Annotated in this window: 23 protein-coding genes and 1 pseudogene; 8 read left to right on the top strand and 16 right to left on the bottom strand. The window is 35.2% G+C overall.

The genetic code is table 11. The annotated features are described in order from the left end of the window. Nucleotides 1-4 precede the first annotated feature (4 nt). The 4 genes from AC3B5B_RS08005 to AC3B5B_RS07990 form a co-directional block, all read right to left on the bottom strand. Entirely contained in the window at nt 5-724 is a 720-nt protein-coding gene (locus tag AC3B5B_RS08005) for a DUF3114 domain-containing protein (protein ID WP_489769821.1), read from the bottom strand. Nucleotides 725-761: 37 nt separating this feature from the next. Then, nucleotides 762-1,637: a hypothetical protein gene (locus AC3B5B_RS08000; protein WP_489769820.1), complete on the bottom strand. Its 876-nt coding sequence runs from the start codon at nt 1,635-1,637 to the stop codon at nt 762-764. A 4-nt stretch (nt 1,638-1,641) separates the two neighbouring features. Then, a complete protein-coding gene (locus tag AC3B5B_RS07995) occupies nt 1,642-3,264 on the bottom strand; it encodes a DUF3114 domain-containing protein (protein WP_489769819.1) in 1,623 nt (540 codons plus the stop codon). Nucleotides 3,265-3,503: 239 nt separating this feature from the next. After that, nucleotides 3,504-4,334 carry an Rgg family transcriptional regulator gene (locus AC3B5B_RS07990; RefSeq protein ID WP_489769818.1) on the bottom strand — a complete coding sequence of 277 codons (831 nt, stop codon included), beginning with the start codon at nt 4,332-4,334 and terminating at the stop codon, nt 3,504-3,506. A 97-nt stretch (nt 4,335-4,431) separates the two neighbouring features. On the opposite strand from AC3B5B_RS07990, the gene AC3B5B_RS07985 reads away from it, so the two are divergent. The 3 genes from AC3B5B_RS07985 to AC3B5B_RS07975 all read left to right on the top strand — a co-directional run bounded on the left by AC3B5B_RS07985 (nt 4,432) and on the right by AC3B5B_RS07975 (nt 6,225). After that, nucleotides 4,432-5,643, top strand: coding sequence for an MFS transporter (locus AC3B5B_RS07985; protein WP_489758036.1), 1,212 nt, complete (start codon nt 4,432-4,434; stop codon nt 5,641-5,643). Between the two features lie 112 nt (nt 5,644-5,755). Further along, nucleotides 5,756-5,986: an AbrB/MazE/SpoVT family DNA-binding domain-containing protein gene (locus AC3B5B_RS07980; protein ID WP_489758035.1), complete on the top strand. Its 231-nt coding sequence runs from the start codon at nt 5,756-5,758 to the stop codon at nt 5,984-5,986. 26 nt (nt 5,987-6,012) lie between these two features. Then, entirely contained in the window at nt 6,013-6,225 is a 213-nt protein-coding gene (locus AC3B5B_RS07975) for a type II toxin-antitoxin system PemK/MazF family toxin (RefSeq protein WP_489769817.1), read from the top strand. Between the two features lie 187 nt (nt 6,226-6,412). Here the strand turns inward: AC3B5B_RS07975 and AC3B5B_RS07970 are convergent, their stop codons facing one another. From AC3B5B_RS07970 to lpdD, 6 genes and pseudogenes are all read right to left on the bottom strand, one after another. After that, entirely contained in the window at nt 6,413-6,631 is a 219-nt protein-coding gene (locus AC3B5B_RS07970; protein WP_489769816.1) for a hypothetical protein, read from the bottom strand. 427 nt (nt 6,632-7,058) lie between these two features. Then, nucleotides 7,059-7,394: pseudogene (locus AC3B5B_RS07965) on the bottom strand (hypothetical protein); the annotation flags it as partial. Continuing rightward, on the bottom strand, nt 7,384-7,665 hold the full coding sequence (locus tag AC3B5B_RS07960; protein WP_489769815.1) for a type II toxin-antitoxin system RelB/DinJ family antitoxin: 282 nt from the start codon (nt 7,663-7,665) through the stop codon (nt 7,384-7,386). The pseudogene AC3B5B_RS07965 and the gene AC3B5B_RS07960, both read right to left, overlap by 11 nt. A 329-nt stretch (nt 7,666-7,994) precedes the next feature. Beyond that, complete coding sequence (locus AC3B5B_RS07955; protein WP_489769814.1) at nt 7,995-8,846, bottom strand: Cof-type HAD-IIB family hydrolase; 852 nt, start codon at nt 8,844-8,846, stop codon at nt 7,995-7,997. A gap of 117 nt (nt 8,847-8,963) precedes the next feature. After that, nucleotides 8,964-9,635 carry an MBL fold metallo-hydrolase gene (locus AC3B5B_RS07950; RefSeq protein ID WP_489769813.1) on the bottom strand — a complete coding sequence of 224 codons (672 nt, stop codon included), beginning with the start codon at nt 9,633-9,635 and terminating at the stop codon, nt 8,964-8,966. A gap of 240 nt (nt 9,636-9,875) precedes the next feature. Beyond that, entirely contained in the window at nt 9,876-10,295 is a 420-nt protein-coding gene (lpdD, locus tag AC3B5B_RS07945) for a prenylated flavin chaperone LpdD (RefSeq protein WP_489769812.1), read from the bottom strand. A gap of 275 nt (nt 10,296-10,570) precedes the next feature. On the opposite strand from lpdD, the gene AC3B5B_RS07940 reads away from it, so the two are divergent. The 5 genes from AC3B5B_RS07940 (at nt 10,571) to AC3B5B_RS07920 (ending at nt 14,121) form a co-directional block, all read left to right on the top strand. Then, entirely contained in the window at nt 10,571-12,043 is a 1,473-nt protein-coding gene (locus AC3B5B_RS07940) for a UbiD family decarboxylase (RefSeq protein WP_489769811.1), read from the top strand. 7 nt (nt 12,044-12,050) lie between these two features. Continuing rightward, on the top strand, nt 12,051-12,614 hold the full coding sequence (locus AC3B5B_RS07935; RefSeq protein WP_489758028.1) for a UbiX family flavin prenyltransferase: 564 nt from the start codon (nt 12,051-12,053) through the stop codon (nt 12,612-12,614). A 175-nt stretch (nt 12,615-12,789) separates the two neighbouring features. Further along, on the top strand, nt 12,790-12,978 hold the full coding sequence (locus tag AC3B5B_RS07930) for a helix-turn-helix domain-containing protein (protein ID WP_489758027.1): 189 nt from the start codon (nt 12,790-12,792) through the stop codon (nt 12,976-12,978). Beyond that, nucleotides 12,944-13,591 carry an XRE family transcriptional regulator gene (locus AC3B5B_RS07925; RefSeq protein ID WP_489769810.1) on the top strand — a complete coding sequence of 216 codons (648 nt, stop codon included), beginning with the start codon at nt 12,944-12,946 and terminating at the stop codon, nt 13,589-13,591. The genes AC3B5B_RS07930 and AC3B5B_RS07925 overlap by 35 nt, the downstream gene beginning before the upstream one ends. Before the next feature lie 98 nt (nt 13,592-13,689). Then, entirely contained in the window at nt 13,690-14,121 is a 432-nt protein-coding gene (locus AC3B5B_RS07920; protein WP_489769809.1) for an SRPBCC family protein, read from the top strand. Nucleotides 14,122-14,262: 141 nt separating this feature from the next. Here AC3B5B_RS07920 and AC3B5B_RS07915 read toward each other — a convergent pair whose 3' ends face one another. The 6 genes from AC3B5B_RS07915 to AC3B5B_RS07890 form a co-directional block, all read right to left on the bottom strand. Further along, nucleotides 14,263-15,135: a GNAT family N-acetyltransferase gene (locus tag AC3B5B_RS07915; protein WP_489758024.1), complete on the bottom strand. Its 873-nt coding sequence runs from the start codon at nt 15,133-15,135 to the stop codon at nt 14,263-14,265. 296 nt (nt 15,136-15,431) lie between these two features. Next, nucleotides 15,432-15,731, bottom strand: coding sequence for an MTH1187 family thiamine-binding protein (locus AC3B5B_RS07910; protein WP_489758023.1), 300 nt, complete (start codon nt 15,729-15,731; stop codon nt 15,432-15,434). Nucleotides 15,732-15,864: 133 nt separating this feature from the next. Further along, nucleotides 15,865-16,524 (bottom strand): ribulose-phosphate 3-epimerase, encoded by a 660-nt coding sequence (gene rpe / locus AC3B5B_RS07905; RefSeq protein ID WP_489758022.1) that lies wholly within the window; start codon nt 16,522-16,524, stop codon nt 15,865-15,867. Nucleotides 16,525-16,566: 42 nt separating this feature from the next. Next, on the bottom strand, nt 16,567-17,310 hold the full coding sequence (locus tag AC3B5B_RS07900) for a DeoR/GlpR family DNA-binding transcription regulator (protein WP_489758021.1): 744 nt from the start codon (nt 17,308-17,310) through the stop codon (nt 16,567-16,569). 73 nt (nt 17,311-17,383) lie between these two features. Beyond that, entirely contained in the window at nt 17,384-18,787 is a 1,404-nt protein-coding gene (locus AC3B5B_RS07895) for a PTS transporter subunit EIIC (protein WP_489758020.1), read from the bottom strand. A 17-nt stretch (nt 18,788-18,804) separates the two neighbouring features. Then, on the bottom strand, nt 18,805-19,740 hold the full coding sequence (locus AC3B5B_RS07890; RefSeq protein ID WP_489758019.1) for a sugar phosphate isomerase/epimerase family protein: 936 nt from the start codon (nt 19,738-19,740) through the stop codon (nt 18,805-18,807). Nucleotides 19,741-19,967: the final 227 nt, after the last annotated feature.

Raw genomic sequence — 19,967 nt, 5'->3', positions numbered from 1 at the left:
CGTCTTATTTACCTTGCTTTTTGCGATGATAATCCGAATAACTGTCTACAGGTTGATATTTATTTTTACCTTCTCTTTCAGGAGTTGTATACATTTTATTTTTATTTTTTAGAATTGCATTGCGATTAGGCATATCCATATTCCCATAAGAGTAATCATAATTAAAGTGTGAACTATCTACATTTGATAAGTTCATATCATTTTGATTGGCGTAATTATACGATGGTCCATTCACAAAACCCGCTAGATCATCGGTTTGCCATTCAGCTAAATTTCGCCCACTCTTGCCAATCGTGGTTGCTGAATCAACATGTAATAATTGTCCCGTTTGATTATTAATAATAAATTCCACATGGAAGTTGGATAGTAATTTGTAATTATTTTTGTCCAATTTATACAAATTACCCTTGGCTGCATATTTATTATGCGCTCTCGCACTTTCACTGCCGACTTTAAACTGCCCGGTTTGACTTAAATCATCTAAATACTCACCTGGAGTAACATGCAATTTCTTAGCTACTTGTTCGACATATTTAGCGTTGGAGTCCGAAATATAATAGCGCAATTGGTGAATCTCGGTAGCTAACGTACCACTGGCGTTGGCTAAACCTCCTTTCGTTCCCTTAGTAAACGGAAAAGCAGTTTGCACAATTTGGGGCAACAACGTTTGTAACAATTCATTTTCAAAGGGATTCAACATTGGAAAACCATGTTCCAATTTCAAATAACCCTTTTCTACGGTCGCACCTACGTTTACCCTATTAATAACTACCACTTTCCTTAAACTTATTTATTAAGTCTTCTGATACTGAATCCGGAATGGGATAAACATGATCATACTTATGGAGGTAGCCATACCGGTCAATCTTTTTAGAAAATATATACTTTCCTTCTTTTTTCGGATCGTCTTGCATATCTACTCCAGGCATTTGTACTTGCCAATAATTATGATATTTAGCGATTTCATAATTACCAGAATTTTTTAAATACCTTACATATTTTTTAGGATAATTCTTCTCCGCAAAACCATATTCTTTATTGTTATCATAATTGTAGTGAACTTTATCAAATGTGATCTTTTGTTGTACGTCTGTTGGTAATTGATTATATAATGCATGATTTAAACCAATAGATGTTGGTGTTACTGTCCAACTGTTTACTCTTTTTAAAGGGTGAATTTCATCTTCATTTTCTACTGTTATCCAATAATCTTGGATAAATAACTTAATCTTCTTCTCACTTATTTTATAATTACCCGCAAATGTTTGAATACTTATTCCATCTGGACTACCTTCTTGGTCAGTCCGTACCTTAAAAGCATCGTTATATACTAAAACAAAGGTTTGATCGGATTTTAACTTTAAAAAGTATTCGCCACTACCATTTCTCGGAAAATATTCAAATTCTGATGAATTAAAGGAAAAATATTGTCCTATTAAATCTTTAGCCGCTTTGGCTTTTATTTTGGGTGTTAAAGCTGCTCCCTCATCTTTGCACGCTTGCAATTTTTTAGCACTCATCTTTTGATATTTCGGTGTCATTTCTGATCTACTGGGGGGATTGCTACTTAGTCCCATCGTGAAAATACTTAATCCTACTACCGTAGCCAATAAATAGCTTTTATAGTTTTTTTTCATCGTCTTATTTACCTTGCTCTTTGCGGTGATAATCCGAATAGCTGTCTACAGGCTGATATTTATTTTTCCCTTCTTTGTCAGGCGTTGTATAAAGAGCGTATTTATTTTGGGAATTATCTGTAGTTAACATATCATTGCGATTAGGCATATCTAAAGTTTTTTCATAACCATAGTCATAATTAAAGTGTGAACTATATATATTCGATAAATTCATATCATTTTGATTGGCATAATTATACGATGGCCCATTCACAAAGCCTGCTAAATCATCGGTTTGCCATTCAGCTAAATTTTGTCCACTTTTGCCAATCGTGGTTGCTGGATCGACATGTAATAATTTACCCGTTTGATTATTAATAATAAATTCAACATGAAAGTTAGATAGTAATTTGTAATTATTTGAAGAGCCAATGCTCGGATAAAAATCCTCAGTTTTCGATTTATTATGCGCTCTTGCACTTTCACTGCCGACTTTAAACTGTCCCGTTTGACTCAAATCATCTAAATATTCTCCTGGAGTGACATGCAACTTCTTAGCTACTTGTTCGATATATTTAGCGTTGGAGTCCGAAATATAATAGCGCAATTGGTGAATCTCGGTAGCTAACGTGCCACTGGCGTTGGCTAAACCACCTTTTGTTCCCTTAGTAAAGGGAAAAGCAGTATGCACGACTTGAGGCAACAAGGTTTGTAACAATTCATTTTCAAAGGGATTCAACATTGGAAAGCCATTTGTTAACTTCAGATAACCATTTTCTACGGTCGCCCCTAAGTACTTCAGCATAATCGTTAATGCTGAACTGGCCGCTTTTTGACTAACTCCGGTTTGCGCATACGGGCGAAACAATGCATTAAAGGCAGAAGAGCCGACTTGACGCGCCTGCTTAAATAAATGATTTAATTGTTTAGATAATTTATTTCCTTTTAAGTTCTTGATACTATCATTCAAAAAGTGTTCATAACTGGTTAAAGCCGCAGTATTCCAACCATCATGTCCTAACTCTGTTAAAAAAGCCGCCATCTGAAAGTGATCTTTACCTTGACCTTTAATTCCCGCCGTCACTGCCAAATTGCTTTTAATATTTACCAAATTATGACTTAAATCTTTTAACGCTAATGGTAGGGTGCGATTATTATAATTTAATACTTTGCGCTTCGTTTGTTGTACCAATTGGATCGTTTCACCCAACGCTTCGTCAGCTTGATCATCGATTAATTGACAATCCGCGCCAGCTTCAAGCGCTAATTGGTAGGCTTTGTTCAGTCGAGCCATCGTTCTACTATTTAATTCTTTGGCCTTTGTCAGTATTTTTTCAATATCATCTAAGTTATCAGTATCAATTTTAGCTTGGCTACTACTATCAACATCTGCCTTAAAGTCATTAATTAAACGTTCCATGCCTTGCGCTAATTGATCTAACTCACTTGTTAATTGTTGCGGTTCACGACCATGCGCTGCTTCGACATACTCGGACATTTGTTGTTGCGTTTTCCCGCTGAAGCCTTCGGAATTCGGCACTGCTTTCATCTTGGCACTGGTATCTTGTAACGCACTTTTTAAAGTTTGAACTTGTTGTTGTAAGTGATAGTTATTTTCTTCTAACTTATTCATGTCAATTTTAACCATTAATTTCTCCATGTTCTGAATTATTTTGAAATTAATATATTATATTTATATATAATAATTTTTAATTTTAATGGCAATATATTAATTTGATAGTAAAATAACATATCCATCAAACATAGTAAAGCAGTAGTATTATGCCAAGCAAAAAATAGATAAAAGAACATGTAATTAATATAAAACCAACAATTGAGTAATGCTTTTAGATATATTTGTACCTAAATTAGCTAATCAGAATAAATTTAATTGGTTTTAATTAATTTATTAATTTCTGCAGCTAAAGATTGATCATTTAAAAATTCTGCAATGGTTTTAATTTGTAATAACTGCTGCTTACCCTGAAGCGGATCTTCTTTCAAGAATAAAATTTTAGCTAACTCATATTTTTGCAACAAATGAAATCCATTCAGGGTAATACCTACTACTAGCTCTGAACTCAATTGTAAAATTTGTTTTGCCTGATCAAAGTCACAGTGTTCAATCATCCGATCGGCACAATTTAATAATAATGTAGCAAAAATTTCATCACCATGTGGATAATGCTGGTAACGTTGTTGCACTTTGAGGGCTTCAGTCAATAAATTGATCATCAAATGATACGGCAAAATATAACAATTATTCGCAAAAAATTTCACATCCGCTAAAGTCCAAGTCGCTAAATTAGCAAAATAATTGGTAACTAACTGTAACTCTGCTTGCGGCAAAGGCTGCTTTTGTTGATAGCAATTTAATAAACGATAACTCGCTAATTGAATGCGTTGCATTTTACCGGGATTGTTCTCTAAGCTTTGTATAGTGCGCGCAAAATCTTGGACATCACCATTGTTAAATGCTCGCGTTGCTAGAAATTGATAATAAGCAGCTCTTTGTGGCCGATAACCCTGATCAATCCATTGAAATTCTTCCAAACTAATCATTAAGTTATCTAAAATTTGGTTAAATTTATCCGCAGCTATCATCCGCAGCCCTTTTTCAAATTGAATTGCGTTCGGCTTGGAACAAATTCCTAAATAAACGCTTTTGAGCGCCAAGTCTTTTGCCAAACGAATTTTTTTTATTGTTGGACCATACATTTCAACACCACCTAGTTAAGAAAAGTTAACTTTTTCAAGTTAAGTCTATTTAAGCATTGAATAATAACTTTATCAAAACTAAAGGATTGGTTGAAACATGCTTAAGTTTATTCGACAAAACATTAACTTTACACAAATTGCGGGCATCAATTTGCTTTCCAAATTAGGAGATCGTTTGTTTTACACGGCGATGCTAACAATTGCCGCAACCCTACCACAAAATCAAATCGCTGTTACTATCGTCTCTGTCAGTGAGACCTTACCAATTGTTTTTAGCTTCTTTTTAGGCAGTTTAGCTGATCAACAGGCCAATAAATTACGTTTACTGAGTCATAGTTCCCTCTTGCGCGCCTTTTTTTATAGCTTAATCGCTATTTTAGTCAGTCGACATGCCACCTTAATGCTATTAATCATGATGGCTAGTTTGAACTTCTGCTCTGATTTATTGGGTAACTACTCAGCTTCATTAGTCATCCCGTTCACGAAAAGTTTAGTGCGTTCACCAGATTTAGAACAGGCTCAAGGACTAGTCAGTTTGACCAACCAATTAGTTAGTGTACTTGCAACACTTTTAGGTTCAGTCTTACTAATTTGGTGGCCTCCTAAGTTAATAGCGCTCTTTAATGCGGGAATCTTTTTAGTAGTTAGTCTAGGTTATCAAATTTTGCAACCAACTTTAAAGGCAACCGAACGCCAAATACCTAAAAATAGACAAACTTCAACTTGGATAACTACTTTGCAAAATTTTAAATTATTAAAGAGCCAACCGCATTTATGGAACACTTTAGGTCAATTGGCTTTGCTGAATGGCTTCTTTGGTGGATTAACCCCCATTTTCGTCTTATTTCTCAAACACAACCACAATCTTTTATTAGTGCCACGTTCGATCAAAATTGCTTTACTATCTGGACTAACCACTTGTATGATGATTCTAGGTAACAGTCAAAGTAATAAAATACTAACCAACACTGCCATTAAAAAATTAGCTATCAGCGCCGATTGTTGGCTGAGTTTAACCGCAGTAGGTTTATTGCTGAATAACATCTATCTAATTTTCTGGAGTGTGGCCGGTGTTGCCTTTTTATTGGGCTTAATTTCACCACGTTTTTCTGCCCAAGTAATTCGCGTCTTTCCAGCTGCTCGTTTAGGGGGCATCGTCACTATTGCTAATTCACTTTTAGTTTTAGCCCCACCAATGACGAGTTTACTTTTTCCCACGCTAAGTAACTGGAGTCTAACTTTTAGCTACTTCAGCTTTGGAATTTATGGTTTAATCGCTATTCTTCTAGGTAGTCGGAAATGTAATTAGAGAGCTAATTAAGTACTACCATCCCTATAATCCATCATTAAGGAAGAATAGTTGAATTTCGTATCTACACAGAATACATTAAACTCGTAATAATAATTCAGGAGGAAAAAATATGGTACTTATTAAGGAAAAAACACGATTAGAAAAGTGGGGGAACTCTCAAGCTATTAGAATTCCTAACCAGATTATTAAACAATTAAAATTAGATGATAATCAAGACTTGACTGTAACAATTGAAAATGGATCCATTGTTTTAACCCCAATAAAAAAGAAGCCAACTAATATTCACGAACTATTCAAGGACTGGCAAGATGATGGGAAGCGGGAGCACGAACTTGATTGAGGAAAGTCAGAGGGCCATGAACTTCAATGGTAAGCCAAGGCGATATATTTTATGTTAACTTTAATCCAAGCCTTGGTCATGAACAGATGAATAAACGGCCAGCCATTGCTCTAAGTAATGATCTAGTTTATCAAACAAGTAATATGACGATTGTGGCCCCAATCAGCAGTATCGCACGTGCTTTTCCAATGTATCATCGACTAACTGCAAGCAAACAATATCTGGAAAAGTATTATTAGATCAAACAATAGCCTTAGATTTGCGAGCAAGACACGTCACTGATGAAGCAATTGTTGTTCAGTATTGATAATGAATAAAAAGAGTCATTTATTTTATTTATTATCATATAAGTAAAAAGCAGGTGATATCCTCTAACAAGGTTATCGCCTGCTTTATTTATTATTGAATATTAATACTATAAATGATTTACCAAACATCATTGATACTCGATACCACTCCCATGTCAAAATCTTCAGCGGATAACTTGGTTATCTGCTGAAATCTGTTAACTACAGTCGGTTGTGGTAATTTAGTTCTTAAAAGCAATCTAGATTCAATCTTGGTTGGCACCCAATATCCTAAATCATTGAGATCAGGATATTTATTGACATCAATTTGAATATTATTTCTTAGAACAAATAACATAGTGACCTCTTCCAAAGAACTAGACATAGTTTTTAAAAACTTTTTCATAAATATTACACTTTCTTACTCAACTAATAGATTTCAGAAAACAGTAATTTGATTTTAAACACATAAATAATTTACTATATGAAATTCAATTCTTGTTTACCTATTCAAACTTTAGTATCTAGTTTAATCTAAATAAATTGCATTAACTTCGATCTTGAAAGCTAAAGTTTAATTATTTGATTAAGCTTTTACAATTTATTCAATGACCATTGAAATTAACATTTTTTCTAGAGTTTTTGACTTCTGGTTATACACAATAAGATACAATATTCAAAATTTCTAACTAACCAGAATTATTATTATCACTAATTACAACATAAGACAACTAACCTCTGTAAATACCAATGTCATTTTGCATTATCATGTGAATTCTGTTTTACTTTCTTTTTGATTTAAGGTTAAGAGCAAAAGTAATAATTTTATTTTGATCTAGCTTACTTAAATGACCGATTTCTTTAAATTTTAATCCAACTTTCGGAAAACGATAGAGATGCCCCAGATCAACCCATGAAGGCTTTTTTAATCCAGCAGACTGCCAATCCTTAATTGGATAATATTGTTGCTTGATATAAACCGATTTATTTTGATACTTACTAGTAATTTTAAAAGCTTCAACCGTTCGCATTGATACTCTACGAATTAATACGGGGCGCGACTTGCCACCGTTAGTTTCTACAAAACTAACATATAATGTGATTAAATCATTAGTCCTCATCTGAATCGTTAAGCCAATCGGCCACCTCTTTAGCATCTTTAAATTCCGTAACTGGTGTCTCTTCTGTAGCCTTAAGAAAACGTAAATTGGATTTTTCTTCCGAATTTAAGGCAGGTTTAAAAGGCAAAGCACCATCAGCCACAATTCTCTTATAAAACATATTAATTGCCGTGGTTGGATTTAATCCTAGCTCATCTAAGACTGCTTCAGTATTCTCAGCCAAATCCTTATCAATCTGAACTTGAATCCGTTTCTTTTCTTTAACTACCATGTTTTTCTTGCCTGCCTTTCTTTTTGTACTCAAATAATAATACCTTTTGAGTATAAATTCAATCAATTTACGCTACTAAAGAATACTATTAGCGAATAAAATCCTGACATAAAATAATTGTTTCATGTCATGTATCTAACAAATAAATGTAAAATTGATGACGATTATCCTACCCAATAAAACTAACCAAAAGTTGCCTAAATATTCCTATGATATTACTTCTAAATAAAGCTAGAACAAAAATAGTTTTTTTATCTTTATGCCAATTAGCCACCTGTTAAAGATGATTATCATAATTTATCGTTATAAGCTAACAAGCTATTTTTTAATTATGCCTTTAAAATTCGTTCAATGGCCACCGCTACTCCGTCAGCAACGTTCGTCGTAGTTACAAAATCGGCTTGCTTTTTAATAGCTGCCGCAGCATTGGCCATCGCAATACTTTGACCAGCAACTTGAAACATTGCCAGATCATTTTCACCATCACCAATGGCATAACACTGCGTTAAATCCAATGACAATTCTTGGCTTAATTGTTTCAAAGCTTGTCCTTTACTACAATTTGCTGCCATCAGCTCTACATTCCGTGACGAAGAAGAGACCACACTCAATTCCTGATTCATAGTTCTAATTTTTTGCAACAACGCTGATTGTTCACTAAAAACTTCAAATTTAAGCATCTGCTGCTGTTTTGTTTTCATGATATTCACATCATCAACCGGTTGATTAACCTGATAAAAGGCATGATTATAAAATTGCTGTGCTTGCCGTACCTCAGCCGGATCCAAACTAGCACTACGTGCTTGTGCTATCTTCCATAAACTAGCATTAGTTTCCGGATAACGCCGCGTATAAGCACCTTGAGGATTATAAATTGTATAAATTAATTGCTGCTGTTCACACAAAGCGATGGTTTTCTCTAACGCCGCTGTCATTGGAAATCCATGACTAGCAATGACTTGATCATTTTGGTCAACCACCAACGCACCATTCAGTGCGATAATCGGGCCACGCAACTGATACTGACGTAACATTTGTCTGATATTCGTCACAAATCTGCCCGAAGCAATCACTAATAAATTCTGCTCCAACCACTTATGTAAAGCTACAACATTGGGCTGTGAAATTTGCCCCTGCGCATTAAACAACGTCCCGTCTAAATCACTTACCAAAACTTTCACACTGCTCGCCTCTTTGATTAATTTATAAAAAAACTAGCTTGCCCTTTTCAAGCATCAGAATCTAAAAATCTATTGCTTAATTATTCCAGGATCCTACTTGCTTTTTAACAAGGTATGTTACTTAAATTTTAACAAATGCTTTTGATTAGGACGTTCTCGAAAATTAATAAACTGCGCTAAAGTTTTAAATCGTAAATAAATATTGCGTTCCTTAATATACTGTAAACTACAGCCAGGCTGACGCCGATAAGTATGGCCCGGATAAACTAATAAGTCTGGCGCTAAAGCCTTGATGTGCTGCAAGGAAGCAAACATTTCCTGATTAGCTTGATCATAGTCACCACACAAGCCACAGCCTTCCACAAATAACGTATCTCCCGTCAACAAATACTGGTCATTAATCACAAAACAACTGGAACCCACCGTATGCCCCGGAGTTAACAAACACTTAATCTGTACGTCAGCAAACTGATAACTTTGTTCATTCTCAAATGTCGTCACTGCAATCGTTGGCTGGCGTCCTTCTTTAAGCCATTGCTGCCATTCTAGCTTAGCAACATACAAGTGACAGTTAAAATGTTGTTGTAAAAAAGGCAATCCTTCCACGTGATCGTGATGCCGATGGGTTAAAAAAATAGTCAAAGTTTGACTAGTATTTTGCTGTAAGAGCGGATAACTTTGTTCAATATCAGCTGGCGGGTCAATTACCAACAGCTGGTCAGTTTTAGTTTTGATAATGAAATAATTGTTTTTACCCCAAGAGGTACTTTTTTGTATTAAAAATTGCATGCTTTGAACCTACAATCAAAAATTTTGTGACAGCTTACTTTTTATATTATATACCCTTAATATACATTACAAATAAACCAATAGTGATAATCCATAAAATTATTAATAATATTTTGTTTGTATAATTCATAGAATGACTTTCCTTTCAACAAGATCTATCAGCATCAATAGTTTAAGTATATCATCGATAAATTATTGCCAATCAAAAAATTATTTTTTCAAATGTTGACTCCTCCGCCATTATTGGGGACGTTCATCTTTTCCGTAATATTGTGGTTCAGTGACGTTCAGATTTGTATTATCCAACCATTTCTTTAACCGTTGTCCTAATTTAACGGTCATAGGCCCGGTTGCTTGTAACTGGGCTTGACTAATGTGATCAACATGCACGCCCGCCGAAACAACGCCAACTCCCGGTAAACTGGACTTAATAATATGAATAATTTGCCGCGCAAGGACACCATCTTTATGTACTCGTCCATCATGACTAGGAAACGCTTGGTTCGTTATTGTTCCCGTTTGGTCAATCATGGTCAGTGCTCCAATATGTGGATGATCGCCACCAGTTAAATTAACCAAGAGATCCTTACCGATAAATTTTGCTTCAATTTGCAATGAAAAGTCTAACCGTGTGACTACAGAAGTATATTTTTTACTCATTTTCTTTCTCCTACCCAACTCATTGAATTTTATCACTGCGCTCTTTGTCAAAAAATCATAACTGAGCGTCAAGTCAAGTTTAATTATGTTATGCTATTCTAGCACGGTAAAATCACCGAGTTCAAATTGATCTCTACTGACCATAATTATTATAATAACTGTGAAGATCAGGTCATATTTGAAATAATTAAAATTTGGCACGAAATCACTACTATGAACTAACAGCAAGTGCAAACTTTATTAATCATAAATTATTCCCTAGGAGTTGATGATACATGACTAAAGAAAAATGGGATCTACGCAAGGTTCTCTCCGAGATTCAAGATGATCCGCAAAATTATCATGAAACTGATGTTGCGGTTGATCCAAATGCGGAATTAGCCGGTGTTTATCGCTATATTGGTGCTGGCGGTACAGTTGAACGGCCTACGCAAGAAGGACCAGCCATGATGTTTAACAATGTGACTGGTTTTCCCGATACCCGTGTCTTAATTGGTTTGATGGCGAGTCGCAAAAGGGTCGGTAAAATTTTACACCATGACTACAAGACGCTAGGTCAAATGTTCAATGAAGCTGTTTCACAGCCAATTGCCCCTGTAGTCGTAGCTGAAAAAGACGCTCCTGCTCATGAAGTTATCCATCGCGCAACCGATAAGGATTTTGATATTCGCAAATTAGTGGCTGCCCCCACCAATACTCCACAAGATGCTGGCCCATATATTACCGTTGGGGTCGTTTTGGGTTCTAACATGCAAAAAAGTATGTCTGACGTGACCATCCACCGGATGTGTATCGAAGGTAAAGATACACTAGGAATTTATATTATGCCTGGTGGTCGCCACATTGGGGCCTTTGCCCAAGAATACGAACAGGCAAATCAGCCCATGCCAGTTACGATTAACATTGGACTTGATCCAGCGGTCACGATTGGTACTACTTTTGAACCACCAACAACTCCATTAGGCTACAATGAATTAAGCGTAGCCGGTGCCATTCGCCAACAACCAGTCGAATTAGTTAATGGCGTTTCAGTGGATGAAAAGGCCATCGCTAGATCCGAGTATACCCTAGAAGGATATATCATGCCTAATCAACGGATTCAAGAAGATATTAATACCCACACTGGTAAGGCTATGCCTGAATTTCCAGGTTACGACGGCGATGCCAATCCCGCAGTGCAAGTAATTAAAGTAACGGCCGTAACTCATCGCCAAAATCCGATCATGCAAAGTGTCATTGGTCCCAGTGAGGAACATGTTAGCATGGCGGGAATCCCCACCGAAGCTAGCATCTTGCAATTAGTGAATAAAGCCATTCCGGGCAAAGTACTCAATGTTTACAATCCCCCTGCAGGCGGTGGCAAGCTAATGACAATTATGCAAATCCACAAGGATAATGAAGCGGATGAAGGAATACAACGACAAGCAGCTTTATTAGCCTTTTCAGCGTTTAAAGAGTTAAAGACCGTCTTTTTAGTTGATGAAGATGTGGATATTTTTGACATGAACGACGTTGTTTGGACAATTAACACCAGATTTCAAGCTGATAAAGATCTGATGATATTACCAGGAATGCGGAACCATCCATTAGACCCTTCTGAACGGCCAGAATATGATCCCCAGTCGATTCGTTTTCGCGGCATGAGCTCTAAATTGGTTGTTGATGGTACTGTTCCGTTTGATATGAAAAAACAATTTCAAAGAGCACAATTCATGAAAGTTCCTGACTGGAAAAAATATTTGGAGTAAATACCTAATGAAAAGAATCGTTATTGGAGTAACTGGAGCTTCGGGAACAATTTATGCAATCGACCTTTTACAAAAGCTTCAGCAAATTACTGACGTTGAAACACACTTAGTCATGAGTAAATGGGCTAAACAAAACTTAGCCTTAGACACTGATTACCAGCTCAATGATGTCACTTCCTTAGCCGATTATGTCTATGATAATCGCAATCAAGGAGCAAAAATTGCTAGTGGGTCCTTTTTAGTTGATGGTATGGTCATTGTACCAGCTAGCATGAAAACCGTGGCCGGAATTGCACACGGCTTTTCAGACAATTTGATTGGACGCGCCGCCGACGTCATGTTAAAAGAACAACGTAAGTTGATTGTCGTTCCTCGTGAATCGCCGTTAAGTACCATCCACTTAGAAAATTTAACTAAACTATCCCAACTAGGAGTACAGATCATTCCTCCTATCCCCGCATTTTATACACACCCTTCATCAATCCAAGATCTGCTCGACCATCAATCAATGAAAGTTTTAGATGCCTTGGGCATTCCAAACGAATTCTCCCAACGCTGGAATGGCAAATAGTTCTGATAATCATCATCAATCTTATATTTTGACTCTTGAATCTACCAAAGAAGCTGCAGTCTTTCAATTAAGATTTTGCTGCTTTTTTTGTGTTTCAAACAAGAAAAGCTTACGTGCAGCCACTATTAACAATAATGTCAAATAACAACTTTACTTTTACGAAAGGCTTTTTACTATGGAAAATTCCTTAGGACCATTAATCAAAGCTGCCCGCCAAACAGCTCACCTCTCACAAAAACAAGCTTGCCTCAATATCTGTAGTCAACCAATGCTCTCAGCCATTGAGCATGATCGTTATACTCCTAACGCCCAATTACTCTTCGCTTTATGTGACCGGCTACAAATCAACCTCTTACGGCATTAGTGCCGATCAACGGCTCAATCAAACTTTGGAACAATTATGTAATCAACATAAATATCAAGAATTAGCTAACTTCTTAACCAAGTCCACAACTATTAATCAAGTTGGTACTATCTTACAAGAACAGTCATATTACTATTATCTAGGTGTTGCTCAAGTCAATACCCAACAACTTGACGAAGGCTTACAAAGCTTAAAATTAGCCCTGGCTGAATTGCAGCCTACCCCTAACCCCACCACTTTGACTCGCTTATGTCACATAGCTTTAGCTTATACCTACTCATGCAAATACAACTGGCAGCTAATGAAAAACTATCAAAAATTAGCCTGGCAAAATTTTGGCGCTGCTCCTTATGAAGAGAATTTGAACATTATTGGTTATTTGACGGCTTTAATGACTTATAATCAAGCTGATTACGTCAAAGCTAGTCAGCAATTGACCCAGGCCATTGCCTTTATTACTCAGAATAACTCTCATTATATGTTGCTAAATTGTTATTATTTACTAGCTCAGAGTGCGGAACATTTAGAGCAAAAAAATCAAGCTCAAGAAGCTCGTTTCCGCCAAAATATTTTGGCGGAATGGTTCCCTGAAGATTTACACCATGTCAATTAAGATTCTGAGATAAGAATTAATTAGTTTTTATTAGTATTATTATTTTTGTCAAAAATTGATTTCTCCTATACTGAAAGCATCACAAGGAGGAAATTATTATGAACCAAGTATTATTTTCAAACATGGCTTTAGCTCAAGCCAACTTAGCAAGTGTGCATCATATTTTGGATCATCCCCAAGAGTTATTACAGTGGGTGCCAGAAATTGATACTGTCCAAATGGGAGAAGCGTCCGATCGCTTTCAAATCAAGCGCGCCGATTACGCTTTAAATGATCAAGAAACCATTCAAGTGGTGGTTACTCCAGCACAAGTGAAGTATCTCAGCAGTCAAGGGCGTTTAGCCTATCAATTAATCTTTAACTTAACAGAACAAAACAAGCAAGTACTGATTCAAGAAGAATTAAGTGTTGACCCTCAAGCAACTAAGCACTTACCCATAAAGTTATTAACGCCAGTTGCCAAACATGATTTTCAAACTAATTTAGCCAACTTAGTCCAGGTCATCGAACAACAGCCTGGACTAAGTTAAAACCCAAAAAGGAAGCCTTCGTTTAATAATGACGAAGCGTTTCCTTTTTAGTTTGGTTTTAAATCATTGAACTAATAGCAATTAGCATTCAGCTTTTTAACTTATGCTGGGCTGTCCTAAAAAATTGTATTGCCGATTATTTTAAACAATTAGGTCTGTCAAATATAGTATTTTAGTATCTTGGATAAACCCAGCATTCTTATAGAGCTGCAATGCCGGTAAATTATCACCCATTACGCCAATAACACACCGTTTATTACCTAATTGCTTCAGCTTTTGTAAAATCTGAGTAATAAAAATAGTTCCATATCCTTGTTTTTGGTATTGTGCAGCTATAAATAAATCAAAAAAATAATATTCAGTTTCAAAATTAATAGCACAATACCCAATAATTTGATTATTTTTATGCAAGACGTATTGGATAATATTGGTATCTAAAAAACTATTGCGAATATAATTTTCACTAATCGTTGAATCATTATCAAAAACTATGCTTTCCATTTTAGAAACAGTAGATATCTCCGCATCAGTTAGTTCTGATGTAAAAATATTTTCATCAAACTTTACCGAGTGGAACTCTTTTAAATCCAAACTTAATTGATATTCCGTATTAGAAATAGATAATTGGTTGTGTGTCAAAAATTCAGGATAATTTTTTAAAAAGTTTTGTTCCGAAATATATTCCCATTTAGTGTAATTATAATTATGCAAAATTTTCTTAACATAGGACAATAATTTTGTTGCCACCCCTTGTTTCCGCGCATCAGGTAAAACATTAATATAAAGATCTACTATACCGTTACTTGGTTTTTCATCCGCATAGATCATAACCATACCAACCAATTTTTGCTTTTGATAAGCCAATAAAAAAGTTGGCATATCCGGAAAAAAATTAAATTGATTACTCAGATAAGGATCACGAAAAGTATGATCATATTGATGAACCTTCTGTAACAATTGCTTTACTGCATTGATTTGCTCAACATTTAATTTCTTCAAAATCTTAATATCCATACAAACACCCTCTATGCGTATACATTAAATTTTGTAAAATCATCACATTTAACTCATTTTTAATAATAACGGTTATTGTATATTAACTTTCTTCAGAAATAAATTAAGTATGGGATAAAAATTTACTTGAATCTTTTCTCTTTATAGGTAGCTTTAAAATAAGACGGGCTAATACCTCATTCTGGATCTAATATAAAAGGACTGATTAATTAGTATACGAGCTTACCCATATCTAAATTAATCAGTCCTACTTAAAAATCTTTATCTCAGAATCAAACAGACACTTCTGTATTCAATTAACCTTCCAATTTATGATGAATTTTCTGTAGTTTCGTTTCAATTGTGTCCGTATGACCTGGTCGAATATCAGCATTTAGCGAAACATAAGCTCTAATTCCCTGATCAGTTAAGGTTTGGACTGCCTTTTGTACAGTAGCCATCACTTCGGACCATTCGCCTTCAATCTCGGTACCCATTGCTGTTGTTTTATACGTCAAACCAGAAGCTTCAATCACACCGATAATATCATCAACGTAACCACTTAAATGCTCACCAACGCCCAAAGGCGCAATTGCTACTGAAATTAAAGTATTCATTCTAATGTCTTCTTTCTAAGAACTTTCTATATAAGTTATTATAGCATCATTTTAGTATGATAAAACTGCTTAAGAGAGAATCGTATGCAACACGCAGAACAGCTTACAGATACTCTATTTAAGATTTTTGTTGTTATAGCCATGCACGAGTTTTGTGTACGTTTTGTGTTAAAGAGCTTCCGGAATGGTAAATAGAACTGGTTCCGCCAACAAACCAATCAGCTCCCGAAGCTACGCAGCGTGGTATTGTTTGTTGGCCTAAATTGCCATCTACTTCAATGGCAACATCTAATTTGGCAGCTTGGATTTTCGATTTTAATTGTTCAATCTTAGAATACATTTCAGGAATAAATTTTTGACCAGCAAAACCGGGATTCACAGTCATTAAGACTACATAGTCAACTACTGGCAAAACATAATCTAGCACATTCAAAGGGGTCGCGGGATTAATCGCCACTCCGGCTTTCATACCAGCATTTTTGATAGCTACCAAAGTTCCTTGCAAGTTATTGGTTGCTTCAGCATGGATGGACATCATATCAGCACCAGCTTGTTGAAATAAAGTTACAAAACGCTCCGGTTGTTGGACCATTGTGTGAATATCTAGCGGTTTAGTTGTTAACTGCCGCACTGCTTGTACAAAGTCCGGACCCAAAGTAAAGTTGGGGACAAAACTACCGTCCATAATGTCGATATGATAATAATCAACACCAGCAGTATCCAATTCTTGTACATCACGAGCTACATTACCTAAATTGGTACACATTAAAGATGGTGCAATTTTTTTATTCATCTCTTAACCTCCGCCAAGAAGTTAAGCAGCAATATTATTATATTAATTTTTAGGAACAATAAACGGCACATATTGACTTAATGATTGATCCTTTTTGTCTGAAATTAATGTAACATCAGCTAGATCGAAAACGTGAACTGTCGATATTCTATGAAATTTACTACTGTCGCAAAGAAGATAAGTTTTCTGTGAATTATTCTTTACAATTCTCTTTTTCTCTGCTTCATTGATGTTTGGAGTAGTTACACCCTTGTTCTCATCAATTCCATTTGCACCTAAAAAAGCACAATCAAAATATAAATTCTTTAAATTATTGCGCGTCAAGCTTCCACTTAAAGAAGAAATAACTGGATTATAGTAACCGCCTAATAAAATAATATCAGCTTGAACTTCATTATTAATATTCAAAACTTTAGTATTAGTAGTATAGATAGTTATCTTTTGGTCAATAATTTCATTTAACAAAAGAGCATTATTCGATCCAGAATCAACATAGACACTATCGCCAACAGAAATTTGTTCAGCAGCTAATTGAGCAATTATCTTTTTTTTCTTAGAGTTTAAAGAAGTTTTTCTTGCAATTGAAAGCTCACCAGTTGGCGATGTCATCGTAAAAGCTCCGCCTGATAAATGCTTAATTTTACCATCAACTTCTAGCTTCTTTAAATCTCTTCGGAGAGTAGATCCCGAAACATTAGAAAAATCTTGTTGTAATTCATCAAACTTAACTATTTCTTTATTGGATAGATAATCAATAATTTCTTTTTGTCGTTCGTACGGGATCATTTATGATTTCACCTAGTTATACATTAATATTTAATTCTGACCACATATTAATGATAACATTGATGCTGAAGTTTTAACTCAATTTTTCAGTACGCTGGGTAAACAAATAGCCTAAAATAGCAGAAACAATAAAGGAAATTCCTAATCCAATAATGGCATTAATAAAATTACCAGCATGCTTCGTAATGAAAGCGGGACAAGTTGTTACACTACCAAACACAAATGCATTCGTAACTACTTTCGTCAAACCAAGATATGCACCTCCGACCATGCCACCAATGATTTGCGAAAGCCACAGTTTTCTGTTTTTTACTAATAAACCAAATAAGGTTGGCTCAATAATTGCTGATAAAGCAATGGTAATAAATCCAGTTAATGCAAAACCACGTAGCTTCGGATCTTTGGCTTTCAACCAAACGCCGATAGTAGTTCCAATGACTGCAAAATTGCAGGCAAACGTCCATGGACAAATATAATCAAATCCATAATTAGCTATATTATTAATCATAATCGGATTAACAGCCCAATGAATCCCCATACTTACAAGTACACTCCAACCGCCACCAACAACCAATCCTGCAATAGCGCTACTCTTGCCGATTAACCAATTAACCAGTGCAGCAATAAATTTGCCACTGTAAACACCAATCGGTCCAATCACAATGATTGTTAGCGGTACCATTACAAGCAGAGAAATTAATGGCAATAAGACTAACTTCAAATTTTCTGTAATGTGCTGATCTAACCATTTATATAAATAAGAATATGCCCATATACTTAAAATAATTGGTACAACTGTAGAATTATAATTCATTAAAACTGCTGGTATCCCAAAGAAATGTGTAATGAATCCGTTTCCCGTTTTTCCCATTAACGAAATTAAATCTGGATAAAGTAACGAAGCACCAATTAAAGCTGAGATATAAGGACTTGCACCAAAACGTTTAGCTGAAGTAAACGCTAACAAAATTGGCAAGAAATAAAATACACTCATAGAAGCTGCATATAAAATGACATAAGTTCCGGATTTTTCTTTGATCCAACCAAGTTGTGTACATAAAATTAATAAACCACGCAAAATTCCCGAACCTGCCAAAGCTGGTAATAATGGTGCAAAAATGGCTGAAATGGCCGAAAAGATTCGTGATATAATACTGCCTTTTTCTTGATTGCCAGCTTCTTTTTTTACATCATTATTCACATTATCAGTCTGATTTCCTGATTGAAGTTGAACTTGTTTTTCAAATTCTGAATATAATTTGGGAACCTCGGTTCCGATCAAAATTTGATATTGACCAGCTTGATATACGACATCAATCACTCCGGGCAAGTTCTTAATTTGTTCATCTTTGGCCAAAGATCGATCTCGCAAATTTAACCTTAGGCGTGTGGCACAATGTGACATGTTACTAACATTAGTAACACCACCGACATTTTTTAAAATACCAATCGCAGTTTGCTTAAAATCGGTTGCCATAGTTAATTCTCCCCCTTTTATTTAGGATTGTTTAAAAAACTTAGCAATAGTTTTTGGATTTGAATTGGATCACTTTGTTCAATAATTGATTGAATTTTATCAATACCAACTTCAGTAATCATTTGATCCAATTGATGAATCATTTCAATATTTTGTTGACACTCTGCTGCACTATCTTCAACTACCGGAAAAGTATCAAAATAAATAACTCCATCGTAATTATGCTTTTTTAAATAAAACATAAATTCTAACGTTTTAAATGGACTGGATGTGGCTATCATTAATCCATCATCATTTAATCCATATCCATCATTTAAATGAACTCCGAATAATTGTTTCCTTCCAGCAAAAATATCAGCCGCCATTGCTGGATTTTCGTGTTTCATCAACATGTGGCAATAGTCCAATGTCACACCAAAATTCTTGCGATTAATTTCATGTAATAACATTCCATCCATGCCCAAACTATCAGCAAAGGCATAAGCTCTAGGTTGAAAAGGCTTATATTCTAGACTAAATTTTAAATCTGGAGCGTAATCACACATTTTTTGAAATGCGGTAACTATTTTATTCAACATTTCTGAATAATTAACTTGGAAACTATAGTCAAAGCCATCATGTGCCATCCAAACTGTCACTATTTGCCCACCAGCTGCTCGACAAAAGTCGGCTGCTTGTAAACAAAGATTCAATGCATCCTCTGACAATCGCGGATCAGCATTTCCCAAATCGCCATTAACAAATTTGTCGTTAAATCTCATCTCTAATCCATTAAGCTTCAAATTATTCTTTACTAGTAAATCATGAAGAACTTCTGGTGTAATATCTTGCACCTGTTCTGGAAAATTGACATCCACATATTCCAAACCTAATTGAGAAAAATTTTGTAAAGTTTCACTTAAACTCAACCTTTCTTTTTGTCGAAAAGAATTTACTCTTGATGCTAACTTCATTTAAAATCCCCCTTTTTGTGTTCAAGCCGAGTATATCACCACATTTTTTCATTATCAATCATTTTTTATCATAAATTATCATTTATTTTCAGTGAAACAAAATTGACCATTTAAAACAAAGTGAAGGATTTTCTTGAGAAAACGTTTTCTCTATTATTATAATACTTTGTTTTTTTTAAAAACAAACCAAATCATCAATAATTGTCTTAAACAGCTAATTTGTAGCC

This window comes from Bombilactobacillus sp. ESL1187, assembly GCF_058107155.1.
Note: the sequence above shows the minus strand (reverse complement) of the source record. Positions and strands in the feature narration are given on the sequence as shown.

What these genes read in the sequence shown, in the direction of transcription:
- AC3B5B_RS08000 (WP_489769820.1), bottom strand. Translation starts at nt 1,637, where the DNA reads ATGAAAAAAAACTATAAAAGCTATTTATTGGCTACGGTAGTAGGATTA.
- AC3B5B_RS07995 (WP_489769819.1), bottom strand. Translation starts at nt 3,264, where the DNA reads ATGGTTAAAATTGACATGAATAAGTTAGAAGAAAATAACTATCACTTA.
- AC3B5B_RS07990 (WP_489769818.1), bottom strand. Translation starts at nt 4,334, where the DNA reads ATGTATGGTCCAACAATAAAAAAAATTCGTTTGGCAAAAGACTTGGCG.
- AC3B5B_RS07985 (WP_489758036.1), top strand. Translation starts at nt 4,432, where the DNA reads ATGCTTAAGTTTATTCGACAAAACATTAACTTTACACAAATTGCGGGC.
- AC3B5B_RS07980 (WP_489758035.1), top strand. Translation starts at nt 5,756, where the DNA reads ATGGTACTTATTAAGGAAAAAACACGATTAGAAAAGTGGGGGAACTCT.
- AC3B5B_RS07975 (WP_489769817.1), top strand. Translation starts at nt 6,013, where the DNA reads ATGGTAAGCCAAGGCGATATATTTTATGTTAACTTTAATCCAAGCCTT.
- AC3B5B_RS07970 (WP_489769816.1), bottom strand. Translation starts at nt 6,631, where the DNA reads ATGTTATTTGTTCTAAGAAATAATATTCAAATTGATGTCAATAAATAT.
- AC3B5B_RS07960 (WP_489769815.1), bottom strand. Translation starts at nt 7,665, where the DNA reads ATGGTAGTTAAAGAAAAGAAACGGATTCAAGTTCAGATTGATAAGGAT.
- AC3B5B_RS07950 (WP_489769813.1), bottom strand. Translation starts at nt 9,635, where the DNA reads ATGCAATTTTTAATACAAAAAAGTACCTCTTGGGGTAAAAACAATTAT.
- lpdD (WP_489769812.1), bottom strand. Translation starts at nt 10,295, where the DNA reads ATGAGTAAAAAATATACTTCTGTAGTCACACGGTTAGACTTTTCATTG.
- AC3B5B_RS07940 (WP_489769811.1), top strand. Translation starts at nt 10,571, where the DNA reads ATGACTAAAGAAAAATGGGATCTACGCAAGGTTCTCTCCGAGATTCAA.
- AC3B5B_RS07935 (WP_489758028.1), top strand. Translation starts at nt 12,051, where the DNA reads ATGAAAAGAATCGTTATTGGAGTAACTGGAGCTTCGGGAACAATTTAT.
- AC3B5B_RS07930 (WP_489758027.1), top strand. Translation starts at nt 12,790, where the DNA reads ATGGAAAATTCCTTAGGACCATTAATCAAAGCTGCCCGCCAAACAGCT.
- AC3B5B_RS07920 (WP_489769809.1), top strand. Translation starts at nt 13,690, where the DNA reads ATGAACCAAGTATTATTTTCAAACATGGCTTTAGCTCAAGCCAACTTA.
- AC3B5B_RS07915 (WP_489758024.1), bottom strand. Translation starts at nt 15,135, where the DNA reads ATGGATATTAAGATTTTGAAGAAATTAAATGTTGAGCAAATCAATGCA.
- AC3B5B_RS07910 (WP_489758023.1), bottom strand. Translation starts at nt 15,731, where the DNA reads ATGAATACTTTAATTTCAGTAGCAATTGCGCCTTTGGGCGTTGGTGAG.
- rpe (WP_489758022.1), bottom strand. Translation starts at nt 16,524, where the DNA reads ATGAATAAAAAAATTGCACCATCTTTAATGTGTACCAATTTAGGTAAT.
- AC3B5B_RS07900 (WP_489758021.1), bottom strand. Translation starts at nt 17,310, where the DNA reads ATGATCCCGTACGAACGACAAAAAGAAATTATTGATTATCTATCCAAT.
- AC3B5B_RS07895 (WP_489758020.1), bottom strand. Translation starts at nt 18,787, where the DNA reads ATGGCAACCGATTTTAAGCAAACTGCGATTGGTATTTTAAAAAATGTC.
- AC3B5B_RS07890 (WP_489758019.1), bottom strand. Translation starts at nt 19,740, where the DNA reads ATGAAGTTAGCATCAAGAGTAAATTCTTTTCGACAAAAAGAAAGGTTG.